The sequence below is a fragment of the Promicromonospora sukumoe 327MFSha3.1 genome (assembly GCF_000385135.1).
Taxonomy (GTDB): domain Bacteria; phylum Actinomycetota; class Actinomycetes; order Actinomycetales; family Cellulomonadaceae; genus Promicromonospora; species Promicromonospora sukumoe_B.
In genome coordinates this window covers 1,136,768-1,148,932 of sequence record NZ_ARQM01000010.1, presented here as the reverse complement: position 1 = coordinate 1,148,932, position 12,165 = coordinate 1,136,768, and the positions used below count along the sequence as shown (strand labels likewise).

Below are 12,165 nucleotides of genomic sequence, written 5' to 3'. Positions count from 1 at the left end.
CGGTGTCCAGCGGCTTGGTTGGGCACCGAGAGCGCTTGGAATTCTGCAGTTCCTCCGACTCCACCTCGAAACAGAACGGCTAAAGCCCTTCGAATCACAGAACTCACGCCGAAACAGATCGCGAACTCTCCGACATGCTCAACAGGGAAGATCAAGAAGGAGCGCCCACCTCAAAGTTCGCGCGGACGGAACCGCTCACGGCTTGTGCATTAGGTGTGCGGCCTCCGTCGTGGTGTCCGCGGGACACGCCGTCCGGCTTCACGCCTGCCCGCGTCACGCAGCCGTGCCAGTCGCGGGTGCGCGTCTGTCGCTTACCCGTGCGTCGCTGTCATTGCTCGTCGCCTGTATCGCTACTACCGGGCACCGGCGGCGGCGTGGTCCTTACGCGCGGTCCTTTGATGAACCTCCCGGGCCATGGAAGAGGCCCCCCACCACTGTTACGGGCATGACGGACTCATGGCGCTGATGCCTGGTCTCCCGCCTGGCCCGCACGCAGCTGGGGCAGAAGAGAGCTGGAACCAGCGATCGCAACGGCCATGTCCATCCGGGCCGACCCAAGTGGCCAAGATCCGCGAACTACCGCATGCTGCGGAACTTCGGCAACGCCCTCACGGCCGCAGCCGGCCCACATACCCGCACCTGGGACCAGTACATCTCCGACGCTCGGAGGAGTCAGTGATCGATGACGGTATCGAGCTGCGCCAATTCACCGACCTCGACAGGATGTGGAACTATCTGATCGAGATCCTATGCCGACATGCGTGGGAACAAGCTCCACCTACCACACCACTCGTTGGAACGGTTCGGCGAACGACTGGCCCGACACGGCGACGAACCCGGGTGGGAGACAGTGATCGCCTTCGCTGACGACGAACCCGTGGGATATGACTACGTCAATACCCTCCAGCCCGACGACCGCTGGTGGCGGCGAATAGATCCACCCGTGCCCGAGGAGCGAGGTGAGAAGTCGACCATGGCGCTTAAAGAGATCATGCTCCGAGTGCCGTGGCGCGGAACGGGTGTCGCGAGGCGCACACACGATGACCTGCTGGCCGGTCGGCCTGAGAAGCAGGTCTCTTCCTGGCGACCTCCCTGGCTGGTGGTGGGAAGGTCAAGGCGTTGTACGAGCGCTGGGGCTATCAGGAGACCAGCACTCAGCAACTCGCACTGGATGGCCCTGTTCTCACCGCGATGATCCGCGCCACCCGGCAGCCGTTATCCGCGAACTGGAGACGCCCTGCATGACCAGCGAGACACCCACACCCGACCTGGCCGAGACCATCGCCGAACTCGTCAAGGCCACAATGAGCGACATCCGCCCCAGGCTCGTCCAGGCCGCACTCACCGGACATCGTGCCGAGAACGAGAACCTGCGGCACGAGGACAACTTCCTGTCCGACTACGACCTGTGGATGCACCAGCGATACAAGGAACTGCTGTCCGAGGTAATCCCGTCGTTCATCTACGCCTCGGAAGAAGACGACCCGCAGGTCATCGGCAACGATCCCGACCCCGACCTGTGCGTACTTGTCGACCCGCTGGACACCAGCGAGCTAGCCGTACGCGCCCTCCATGGGTACACGCACCTGATGGTCTACTCACGATCCTTGAGGCGACCGGTCATCGCAATCGTCGGCGACATCTTCCACCACGTGCAGCTCTACCTCGCGTTCCAGGACCACGATGGTTCAGACCGAGCATTTCTGATCACCGCGGACGGAGACCGGCACGCTCTCGACTCCCCGTCGAACGCTCACCTCTCGCAGGCGCTGGTGACCAACTACCTGATGCGGCCCACCGCACGCTTCCGCGTCCTGGCGCAGCAGGAACAGTTCCTCGACGCGCTCAGCGCACCGGGCGAGAACGGGAAGGCACGAGGACGGATCGGTGTCGACTTCGGCTCCATCAGCCTGTGCCACGTCGCGGCCGGCTTCACGGACGCGACTATGGAGATCGCCAAGGGCTTCGCCGTGTGGGACCTCTCCCCCGGGCACTACATCCTGCACGCCGCCGGCGGCGTCACCATCGACCTCGACGGCAACCCCATCACCCTCGACAACGGGCTCAACACCCTGCCCGAGATCAACACGACCATGGGCACACGACGAAAGTTCATCGCCGCGGGCAACCAGGCACTTGCCGACGAGATCCGAGCCACGATCCAGGTCTAGAGCTCACTCGGAAGTCGACGCTGGCTGATCCATTCCAGGACATGGATGGTGATGGTCGTGTGGTCGGCATCGACCCTCGTGGCGTGCTCGCCAGTCGCGGCGTCGTGCTGCTTGATCTCGTAACCACCACGCGCTCGTGGACGGGTATGGACCGAAACTGACCAGTCTCGGTCCTCGTCCTCGGGGTAGATGACGAAGAACGTGTTGTCGCTGGTGTTCAGGTTGGCCAGCATGCTCAGGATCTCTACGTGTCCGGGGTCCTCGACCTGCTCGCCGTCCTCGGTGTCTGCAAAGCACGGGGGCCGCAAGGACAGCCAGGGCGGGAGCGCGTCGTTCACGGAGGTCAGGATGCCAGCGATCGGTCTGAAACCCTGCACGTGAGGATCCGGTCAGGACGCGTCTACGAACGCCCGCCCTCGTCACACACCGGACATGCGAAAGGCCCCCGGTCCGGCGTCTCCGCCGGCCCGGGGGCCTTTCCTACGCGTGGGCGATACTGGGATCGAACCAGTGACCTCTTCCGTGTCAGGGAAGCGCGCTACCGCTGCGCCAATCGCCCGTCGTGCTGCGAGGTGGGTACGGGATTCGAACCCGTGTATACGGCTTTGCAGGCCGCTGCCTCGCCTCTCGGCCAACCCACCGCCCGGCCAGACCTCGACCGACGGGTGCTCTCTTCAGCCGAAGAATCACGAGAGCGACTTTCCGAGCGGATGACGGGACTTGAACCCGCGACCCTCACCTTGGCAAGGTGATGCTCTACCACTGAGCTACATCCGCGAAGCCGGGCATCCTGGGGTTTCCCCCGGTGTTCCGGCGTTCTGAACATTAATCGAACGGAGGGCGAACCGTCCAATCGCACGCGCCGCCCGTACGGTTGTCCCGTGTCACCCAGCCCGGCCCATCTGCCCGCAAACCGCACGATCTCCCCGGTTCCGTCCCACCACGACGCCCCGGCGACCGCCCCTGAAGTGACGGGCGCCACCGGCTGGGCGAGCTTCGCCGGACGTGTCGCGACCGACGCGGTCGAGTGCGTCGACGTGCGCGAACAGCCCGAACGGCTGGAGAGCGGCACCTGGTTCGTCGTCGCCGACTTCGAGGGTCCGGCGCGCGCCTGGCGCTTCGCCCGGGTGCACGACGCTGGTGCGGCCGCGGAAGGAAACTGGCACGGCCCGGCGTCCGACACGTGGACATCTTCGATGGACCAGGCCTCCTACGAGGCCGCCGTGCGCCGGGTCCGCGAGCACGTGCGCGAGGGCGACGTGTACCAGGCCAACATCTGCCGGGTGCTGTCGGCGCCCCTCTCCCCCGACGGCGCCGAGCCCGACGCCCAGGCCCTGGCCGCCCGCCTGGCCGCCGGCAACCCCGCGCCCCACGCGGCCGCCGTCCACGTGCCGGCCGCGACCGGGCTGGAACCCGTGTGGGTGGTCAGCGCCTCGCCCGAGCTGTACCTGTCCGTGGCGGACGGGCCCGACGGGCTCGTCGTGGAGTCCGGCCCGATCAAGGGCACGGCCCGCACGCCCGACGGCCTGACCGACAAGGACCGGGCCGAGAACGTGATGATCACCGACCTGGTGCGCAACGACCTGCAGACCGTCTGCCGCCCGGGCACGGTCGAGGTCACCTCGCTGCTGGCCGTGGAGGAGCACCCCGGACTGGTGCACCTGGTCTCGCGTGTGCGCGGCACGCTGGCCGACGACGTCGTGCGTCCCGGCGAGCTGTGGCGCAGGCTGCTGGCCGGGACCTTCCCGCCCGGTTCGGTCTCGGGCGCGCCCAAGTCCAGCGCGCTGCGCATCATCGGCGAGCTGGAGCCCGCCCCGCGCGGCCCGTACTGCGGCGCCGTGGGCTGGGTCGACGACGGCCGGGCGTCCCTCGCCGTCGGCATCCGCACCTTCTGGTGGGCCGACGGCGTGCTGCGGTTCGGCACGGGCGCGGGCATCACGTGGGGCTCCGACCCGACGGCGGAGTGGCACGAGACCGAGCTGAAGGCGGAGCGGCTGGTGGCGCTGGCGTCGTCCTGACGGGAGGGGCGGTTTCCAGGCCGGGTGTCGGAGGCCCGGGCTACCGTGGATCCGTGGCTCGCGTCCCTGGCCCCGGGGTCCCGGAGGTCCTCGCTCCCTATGTCACCGCCGTCGTGCCGTACGACCTCGACATGGGCGCCCCGGGCGTGCACCGGGGCATGCCCGGCACCGGGCTGACGTTCGAGCTGCCGCTCGGCGAGCCGATCGACGTCTCGTGGGCCGGGTCGGCCGGTTCCCGGCGCCGGGCCTGGTCGTGCGTGTCCGGTCTGCACACCCGGCCCGCCGCCATCCACCACCACGGGTACCAGCGCGGCATCAGCGTGACCCTCACACTGCGCGGCGCCCGGGCGCTGCTGGGCGTGCCCGCGGGCGAGCTCGCCGGTGAGCTGACGAGCCTGCCGGAGGTCGCGCCGCACCTCGCGGACCTGCCCGAGATGCTCGACGGGTCCCCCGACGCCGCGACGGTCACGCGGGTCCTGGTCGAGCGGCTCGCCCGGGCCGGGGAGCCGGGCCCGCGGGCCGACGTCGGGCGGGCGCTGGCCCGCATCGCGGGCGGCGGCCAGGTCAACCATGTCGCCGCCGAGCAGGGCTGGAGCCGCCGCCACCTCCAGGACCTCGTCCGCGCCGAGTGCGGGCTCACGCCGCGGGACCTGCGGCGGGTCGCCCGGCTCGCCCGCTCGCGCCGCGCCCTCGTCGTCGCCGCCCGGTCGGGACGCGCCGGTTTGGCCGACGTCGCCGCGGCCGCCGGGTACGCCGACCACGCCCACATGACCCGCGAGTGGGTGGCCCTGGGCGGGTGCACGCCGTCCACCTGGCTGCGCGAGGAGCTCCCGTTCGTTCAAGACGTCGCCGACCCGGCGGGGGCATCGTGGGAGGCACCCGAACGAGGAGAACAATTATGAGCACCGGACTGTGGGTGACCCTGAGCTACCGCGACGCGGACGCCGCCCTGACCTGGCTGAAGGCCGTCGGCTTCACCGAGCTCGCCGTGTACCGGGACGACGCCGACCCCGCCGTCGTCCAGCACGCCGAGCTCGCCTGGCCGGACGGCGGCGGCGTCATGCTCGGCACGCACCGGCCGCGGCCCCAGTGGCCCGACCAGGTCGGGACGGGCTCGGCGTACGCCGTGACGGACGACGTCGACGGCACCTACGCGGCCGCGCTCGCCGCCGGAGGATCGAGCCTCCGGGAGCCCGTCGACCAGGACTACGGTGGCCGGTCCTGCGTGGTCCGCGACCCGGAGGGCAACCTGTGGAGCTTCGGGAGCTACCGTGGCGAGGGGTGATCCCTGCACCGATGATTCCTGGCGGCGTCCGCCGTCAACCACCCCATGGGAATCGTGAAAGCAGACCTGGCAGTCTCGCTCGACGGCTACTCCGCCGGGCACGACCAGAGCCTGGAGCACCCGTTCGGCCCGCTCGCGGGCGAGCGCCTCCACACCTGGATGTTCGAGCACGGCGACGCGCACAAGGCCGAGGTGGACGCCATCGTGGGCGCCGCGGCCTACATCATGGGCCGCAACATGTTCACGGCCGGCCGCGGGCCGCTGGACCCGGACTGGAAGGGCTGGTGGGGCGACAACCCGCCGTACCACGGGCCGGTCTTCGTGCTCACGCACCACCCGCGCGAGTCCGTCCCGATGGAGGGCGGCACCACCTTCCACTTCGTCAACGACGGCATCGAGAGCGCACTCGCCCAGGCCCGGGCGGCCGCCGGTGACGGCGACATCTCCATCACGGGCGGTGCCACGACGATCAACGAGTACCTCGCCGCCGGGCACGTGGACGAGCTGCGCCTGCACGTGGTGCCGTTCACGCTCGGCTCGGGCACGCGGGTGTTCGACGGCGTGCCACCCATCGAGTTCTCGTCCACGAGCGTGCGGCACACGCCGGAGGTCACCCACGTCACCCTGCGCCGGTGACACACTGGGCGGCATGACGGTCATCTGGACAGAGGGGCGCATGGTCGCGCCCGGCGAGGCCGCGCTCAGCGCGGTGGACCACGGCATCACGGTCGGCGACGGCGTCTTCGAGACCTGCGCCGTCCTGAACGGGCACGCGTTCGCCCTGACGCGCCACCTCGCGCGCCTGGAGCGGTCGGCGGCCGGCATGGGCATGGCGACGCTGGACCTGCGCAAGGTCCGGGACGGCGTCGACGCCGTGCTGGCCGCCTCCCCCGACGCCGGGCGCCTGCGCATCACCGTGACCGACGGCGTGGGCCCCCTGGGCTCCGGCCGCTCGGACGGGCCGCAGACGGTGGTGGTGGCGGCGACCGAGGCCGCGATCGTGCACACCGGGCGCGCCGCCCGCTCCCCGTGGACGCGCAACGAGAACAGCGCGGTCGCGGGCCTGAAGACGACGTCGTACGCCGAGAACGTCGTGGCCCTGGCGGACGCGATCGGCAAGGGCGCCGACGAGTCGGTGTTCGCGAACACCGCGGGCGACCTGTGCGAGGGCACCGGCTCGAACGTGTTCCTGGAGCTCGACGGCGAGCTGGTCACTCCCCCGCTCAGCGTGGGCTGCCTGGCCGGCATCACGCGCGAGCTGCTGCTCGAGTGGGGTGCCGAGGCGGGCCTGCCCGTGCGCGAGGCCAAGGAGGGCGAGCTGCCGTTCTCGGTGCTCGACCGGGTCTCCTCCGGCGAGGCACGGATGCTGCTGACCGGCTCCGTGCGCAACGTCCAGCCGACGGTCTGGCTCGACGGGGTGGACCTGCAGATCGGCGAGCTGTCGGCCGCCGCGCGCGACCTCTTCGAGCGCAACATGCGGGAGCGGACCGACCCCTGACACCCTCCGGCGATTCGGATTTCGCATCCGCGCTCGAACCAGGCTAATATCGTCCACGCACGCCCCGACGGGGCAGGCAGCACGGGCGATTGGCGCAGGGGTAGCGCGCTTCGTTCACACCGAAGAGGTCACTGGTTCGATCCCAGTATCGCCCACCGTGCAGAAAGGCCCTCCGGCCAGCGAAAACGCTGAGCGGGAGGGCCTTTTGCGTTGCCCGGGCGCATCACTGCTGACTCCTGTTCACCGGGCCAGGAACGGCCGCATCGGACCGCAATACGGCTCCCGGGCGCCTGCTGAACTTCCATCAGCTCGGGACTTCACCCTCAGGCCCCTCGCCACGGCCCGCGTCAGGCCAGGAGCATGTGCGGCATGACTGATGCGACCGACGGCGTCCAGAACTCCCCGACCATTGCCAATAAGTCGGCAGGCCCGATCACCCTGGGACTGGCCGGGCTGATCATCGGGCTGCTCCTCATGACCGCGGGCGTCGGCGCCTTCGGAACCGTGGGCGCCATCGTCGGGTTCGCGGCTCTCCTGGTCGGCCTCGCCGCCCTGCTCGACGGCGTGCACAAGCTGGTCCAGAACCTCGACAACGCCACCCAGGCGATCCTGGACCGCCGCCCCTGATCGGGTGGCCGCTACTGACCCCCGTTCACCAGGCCAGGAACGGCCACCTAGCACCGACATACGGCCACCCAGCGCCTGCTGAACCACCTTCAGCAACGCACACCGGGTGAAACCTCTGCCCGACTCGTGACATTGGCAGGGTTCCTCACTAATATCCGATTCCCTGACAGTCCAGTAAGTACAACGGCGTGCTACCCGGATACACGAGGAGATCTCCCCATGTCACGAACACTGTCACGAACCCAGTCACGTGCACGAAGGCCCAGACTCCACGGCAACAGGCTCCGCAGCGTGCTCGCCACGTTCGGCGCGCTCGCGGTCGCGGCGGCCACGCTCGTCGTCGCGCAACCCACCCCGGCGGCGGCCGTGCCCGCCACCATTCCCCTGACCATCACCAACGACTCCGGACGCGGCGACCAGGTCTTCGTCTACGTGCTGGGCGACCCCGGCACGGGCCAGCTCGGCTGGGCGGACGCATCCGGCACCTTCCACGCCTGGCCCACCGTGGGCGGCACGCCCGTGGACGCCCCGGACGCCTCGATCGCCGGGCCGGCGGACGGGCAGTCCAAGACCATCCAGCTGCCCAAGATGTCGGGCCGCGTGTACTTCTCCTACGGCAGCAAGCTCAGCTTCAAGGTCGTCAACGACGGCCGCCTGGTGCAGCCCGCCGTGCAGAACCCGAGCGACCCGAACCGCAACAAGCTGTTCAGCTGGACCGAGTTCACGCTGAACAACGACGGCCTGTGGATCAACAGCACGCAGGTCGACTTCCTGTCCGCGCCGTACCAGACGGGCCTGCGCAAGGCCGACGGCTCGGTCATCAGCACCGGCATGCTCAAGCCGAACGGCTACCAGAACGTCGTCAACGCGCTGGCCGCCACGCCCGGCTGGGGCAACCTGGCCCAGCGCGCGCCGGACGGCTCGCTGCTGCGCATCCTCGCGCCCGGCCACGCGATCGGCACCGGGCAGATCGACGCCAACATCCTGTCGTCGTACGTGGACCAGGTGTGGGCCAAGTACACGAACGAGAACCTCACGGTGGCGCCCTACTCCTACGACCCCGCCGCGGTGTTCACCGGCCGGGTGCAGAACGGCGTCATGCGGTTCACCAACGCCTCGGGCGCGTACGTGACCGAGTTCCGCAAGCCGTCGAGCGACTCGGTCTTCGGCTGCTACAACGACCTGGCCGCGCCGAACAACGACATCGGCGCCATCGCCCGCACGCTGTGCGCCGGATTCCACCGCTCCACGCTGCTGACCCGCACCACCCAGCCGGGCACCAGCACCTCGGGCTTCTACGAGGCGTCGGTCACCGACTACTACTCCAAGTTCATCCACCAGCAGATGGCCAACGGCAAGGCGTACGGCTTCGCGTTCGACGACGTCCTGGCCCAGGAGTCGCTGGTGCACGACGGCAACCCGTCCGCGGCCTACATCCAGCTCGACCCGTTCTCCGGCACCGCCACCCCCATCGCCGGGTCCGACGGCGGCGGGGGCGACGGCGGCACCGGCACCCTCCCCGCGGGCACGGGCCCGGTGCACGCGTCCAACGGCATGTGCGTGGACGTCCCCTGGGCAGACTCGTTCAACGGCAACCCGCTGCAGATCGTCAACTGCACCGGCAACACGGCACAGACCTGGACCCGGTCCGGCTCGACGCTCGCGGCGCTCGGCCGGTGCATGGACGTCGCGTCCGGCGGCACCGCCGACGGCGCCGTCGTGCAGCTCTGGGAGTGCAACGGCACCGGGGCGCAGAGCTGGACCTACCGGTCGGGCGACCAGGCGATCGTCAACCCGCAGTCGGGCAAGTGCCTGACGGCGGTCGGGGGCGCTCCCCTGCACGACGGCCAGCGCCTGGAGATCCGCACCTGCTCCGGCACGGCCGCGCAGCGCTGGACCTTCTGACCACTGGACCTTCTGACCCACCGAAGCGACTTCGGTCGGTTGTCTTGAGACCGGTCGGTCGACCGACCGGTCTCAAGACAACCGACCGAAGTCAGCGGCGCACGCGGTAGCGCAGGTGCAGGGCGCGCTTGCCCTGGACCACCTCCGGGTCCTCCAGCAGCAGGTGCCGGCCCAGGTCGGCGAAGTACGGGATGCCCGCGCCGAGCAGCACCGGGGCGAGGCTGACGCAGACGTCGTCCACCAGGCCGAGTGCGAGCGCCTGCTGGGCCACGTTCGCGCTCGCGATGCTGACGTCCTTGTCGCCGGCGATCTCGCGGGCACGGGCGACGGCCTCTGCGACGTCGCCCACGAAGGTGGTCCGCGGCCAGCGGTCCGCGTTCTCGGGAACGTGGTGCGTGACGACGACGACCGGGGCGCCCACGGGATGGCTGTCGCCCCAGCCGTCGGTGATGTCGAACAGGCGCCGGCCGGACACGAGCGCGCCGGTGCCCTCGGTGAGGTCGCGGAGCATCTCGGCGCTGGCCTCGTCGACCGAGAGCGACACGCTCTCGTTGGCGCTGGGCACGGTGACCGGCCCCACCGCGTACCAGTCGAAGATGTCGTCTATCCGGTCGTCCGGGTCCGCGATGAACCCGTCGAGGGACATCGTCATGTGTGTGAACACCTTGCTCATCTCGGCCTCCTTTTCCGGTTTCCCTCACCCTCCGACTGCGGCCAACCCCATTACTCATCGCCGCCCGGCTCCCTAGGCTGGAGCGATGGATCACTGGAACCTGGCCGACGGCGGCGTCGTCGAGCTCCCCGACGGACGGCGCGTCCGGGGAACGGGGCTGCGCCACCCGCGCAGCGAGGTGCCGCTGCCCGACTTCGCGGTCTACCTACGCGGCCGGGACCCGGCGGTGCCGGGCCGGGAGTACCGGTGGGTGCGCTGGCGCGACTTCAGGCTGCCCGACTCGACCGAGCAGGCCCTGGCCGCGCTGCGGGAGGCGCACACGCGGGCGGAGGTCGAGCGGGTCGAGATCGCCTGCGGCGGCGGGGTGGGCCGCACGGGCACGGCGATAGCGGTCCTGGCGATCATGAGCGGGGTGGCGCCCGACGACGCGGTCGCGTGGGTCCGCGCGCACTACCACCGGCGCGCGGTGGAGACGCGGGCGCAGCGCCGATGGATCGCGGAGGTAGCGGCGTCGGATCTCGGGCGGGGGCGCCACCCGTCGGGGTGATCGGTCGCCGGCCGTCGCGGACCGGGTCGGGCTGTCCGGAAAGGTTGCGGGGCCATTAGGACAGGCTGGGCGGGGCCGTTCGGACAGGGCAGGCGAGGCCGTTCGGACAGGCCGGCCGGGTCCGTTCGGACAGAGCTGCGCGGGGCAGTTCGGACAGGGCTGCGCGGGCTCGCCCCGAGGGCTGGCGAGATCCTTGCGATCGATGGCGAAACCTCTGGCGGGATCCTTGCGCACAGTGGCCTTCCAGCCGCTTTCGGGTCGGCGTCGGTGAGCGCAGCATGGTCGGTGACGAAAGGAAACCGATGACCCGCATCGCCATCAACGGCTTCGGCCGGATCGGACGCAACACCCTGCGCGCGCTGCTCGAGCGCGACACCAAGCTCGAGGTGGTCGCGATCAACGACCTCACCGCGCCCGACGCCCTCGCCCAGCTGCTCAAGTTCGACAGCGCGCTCGGCCGGCTGGGCCGTCCGGTCGAGGTCGACGGCGACGAGCTCGTCGTGGACGGCCACCGCATCAAGGTGCTCGCCGAGCGCGAGCCCGCCAAGCTGCCGTGGGCGGAGCTCGGCGTCGACCTCGTGCTGGAGTCCACGGGCCGCTTCACCTCCGCCGACGCCGCCCGCGCGCATCTCGACGCCGGTGCCCGGAAGGTGCTGGTCAGCGCCCCCTCGGCCGGCGCGGACGTGACGCTCGCCTACGGCGTGAACACCGACGCGTACGACCCCGCGGAGCACGTGATCGTCTCCAACGCGTCGTGCACCACGAACGCGCTGGCCCCGCTGGCGTCCGTGCTGGACGACCTGGCCGGCATCGAGCACGGGTTCATGACCACCGTGCACGCCTACACCCAGGAGCAGAACCTGCAGGACGGTCCGCACCGCGACCCGCGCCGGGCCCGCGCTGCCGGCGTCAACATCGTGCCGACCACGACGGGCGCCGCCAAGGCGATCGGCCTGGTGCTGCCCAACCTGAACGGCAAGCTGTCGGGCGACTCGATCCGCGTGCCGGTGCCGGTGGGCTCCGTCGTGGAGCTGAACACCACGGTCGAGCGCGAGGTCACCCGCGAGGAGGTGCTGGCGGCGTACCGCACCGCGGCCGACGGCGCCCTGAAGGGCATCCTCGACTACTCCAACGAGCCGCTGGTCTCCAGCGACATCACCGGCGAGGCGGCCTCGGCGATCTTCGACTCGGCGCTGGTCCGGGTCGACGGCAAGCACGTCAAGGTCGTGGCCTGGTACGACAACGAGTGGGGCTTCTCCAACCGCGTGATCGACACGCTGGAGCTGCTCGCCCAGGGCTGAGCCTCGGGTGGGCCGCCGCACCCGGGCTGACGCCTGAATCCGGCAGGTCGGCAGAATGTCAGGTGGTCGGTAGCTCGAGCTACCGACCACCTGACGTTCTACCGACCACCCGACCTGTTGCCGACCATCCGACCTCTGCC

Annotated in this window: 12 protein-coding genes and 4 tRNA genes; 11 read left to right on the top strand and 5 right to left on the bottom strand. The window is 70.1% G+C overall.

What is annotated here, in order from left to right:
• Positions 1–1,241: 1,241 nt before the first annotated feature.
• Positions 1,242–2,171: an inositol monophosphatase family protein gene (locus H291_RS0108835; protein WP_020014626.1), complete on the top strand. Its 930-nt coding sequence runs from the start codon at positions 1,242–1,244 to the stop codon at positions 2,169–2,171.
• Here H291_RS0108835 and H291_RS29260 read toward each other — a convergent pair.
• The 4 genes from H291_RS29260 to H291_RS0108815 all read right to left on the bottom strand — a co-directional run bounded on the left by H291_RS29260 (position 2,168) and on the right by H291_RS0108815 (position 2,948).
• Positions 2,168–2,509 (bottom strand): hypothetical protein, encoded by a 342-nt coding sequence (locus H291_RS29260; RefSeq protein WP_157236783.1) that lies wholly within the window; start codon positions 2,507–2,509, stop codon positions 2,168–2,170. The genes H291_RS0108835 and H291_RS29260 overlap by 4 nt on opposite strands.
• Positions 2,510–2,658: 149 nt before the next feature.
• Positions 2,659–2,730: transfer RNA gene (locus tag H291_RS0108825), tRNA-Val, on the bottom strand.
• Positions 2,731–2,741: 11 nt separating this feature from the next.
• Positions 2,742–2,812, bottom strand: a tRNA-Cys gene (locus H291_RS0108820).
• Positions 2,813–2,876: 64 nt separating this feature from the next.
• Positions 2,877–2,948 (bottom strand) — tRNA-Gly (locus tag H291_RS0108815).
• 191 nt (positions 2,949–3,139) lie between these two features.
• Between H291_RS0108815 and H291_RS0108810 the strand changes: the two genes are divergently transcribed.
• The 8 genes from H291_RS0108810 (at position 3,140) to H291_RS29255 (ending at position 9,504) form a co-directional block, all read left to right on the top strand.
• Positions 3,140–4,189: a chorismate-binding protein gene (locus H291_RS0108810; protein WP_020014624.1), complete on the top strand. Its 1,050-nt coding sequence runs from the start codon at positions 3,140–3,142 to the stop codon at positions 4,187–4,189.
• A 53-nt stretch (positions 4,190–4,242) separates the two neighbouring features.
• On the top strand, positions 4,243–5,091 hold the full coding sequence (locus H291_RS0108805) for an AraC family transcriptional regulator (RefSeq protein ID WP_198012434.1): 849 nt from the start codon (positions 4,243–4,245) through the stop codon (positions 5,089–5,091).
• Positions 5,088–5,474, top strand: coding sequence for a VOC family protein (locus tag H291_RS0108800; protein WP_020014622.1), 387 nt, complete (start codon positions 5,088–5,090; stop codon positions 5,472–5,474). The genes H291_RS0108805 and H291_RS0108800 overlap by 4 nt, the downstream gene beginning before the upstream one ends.
• Before the next feature lie 45 nt (positions 5,475–5,519).
• Entirely contained in the window at positions 5,520–6,110 is a 591-nt protein-coding gene (locus tag H291_RS0108795; protein ID WP_020014621.1) for a dihydrofolate reductase family protein, read from the top strand.
• A gap of 13 nt (positions 6,111–6,123) precedes the next feature.
• A complete protein-coding gene (locus H291_RS0108790; RefSeq protein ID WP_020014620.1) occupies positions 6,124–6,972 on the top strand; it encodes an aminotransferase class IV in 849 nt (282 codons plus the stop codon).
• An 83-nt stretch (positions 6,973–7,055) separates the two neighbouring features.
• Positions 7,056–7,127: transfer RNA gene (locus H291_RS0108785), tRNA-Val, on the top strand.
• A gap of 214 nt (positions 7,128–7,341) precedes the next feature.
• The gene (locus H291_RS0108780; RefSeq protein WP_020014619.1) at positions 7,342–7,599 is read left to right on the top strand and encodes a hypothetical protein; all 258 of its coding nucleotides are present in this window, start codon (positions 7,342–7,344) and stop codon (positions 7,597–7,599) included.
• Between the two features lie 291 nt (positions 7,600–7,890).
• On the top strand, positions 7,891–9,504 hold the full coding sequence (locus H291_RS29255; RefSeq protein ID WP_020014618.1) for a beta-1,3-glucanase family protein: 1,614 nt from the start codon (positions 7,891–7,893) through the stop codon (positions 9,502–9,504).
• 91 nt (positions 9,505–9,595) lie between these two features.
• Here the strand turns inward: H291_RS29255 and H291_RS0108770 are convergent, their stop codons facing one another.
• On the bottom strand, positions 9,596–10,177 hold the full coding sequence (locus H291_RS0108770) for a dihydrofolate reductase family protein (protein ID WP_020014617.1): 582 nt from the start codon (positions 10,175–10,177) through the stop codon (positions 9,596–9,598).
• A gap of 85 nt (positions 10,178–10,262) precedes the next feature.
• Between H291_RS0108770 and H291_RS0108765 the strand changes: the two genes are divergently transcribed.
• On the top strand, positions 10,263–10,724 hold the full coding sequence (locus tag H291_RS0108765) for a protein-tyrosine phosphatase family protein (RefSeq protein ID WP_020014616.1): 462 nt from the start codon (positions 10,263–10,265) through the stop codon (positions 10,722–10,724).
• Positions 10,725–11,026: 302 nt separating this feature from the next.
• Positions 11,027–12,025, top strand: coding sequence for a type I glyceraldehyde-3-phosphate dehydrogenase (gene gap, locus H291_RS0108760; RefSeq protein WP_020014615.1), 999 nt, complete (start codon positions 11,027–11,029; stop codon positions 12,023–12,025).
• Positions 12,026–12,165 lie beyond the last annotated feature (140 nt).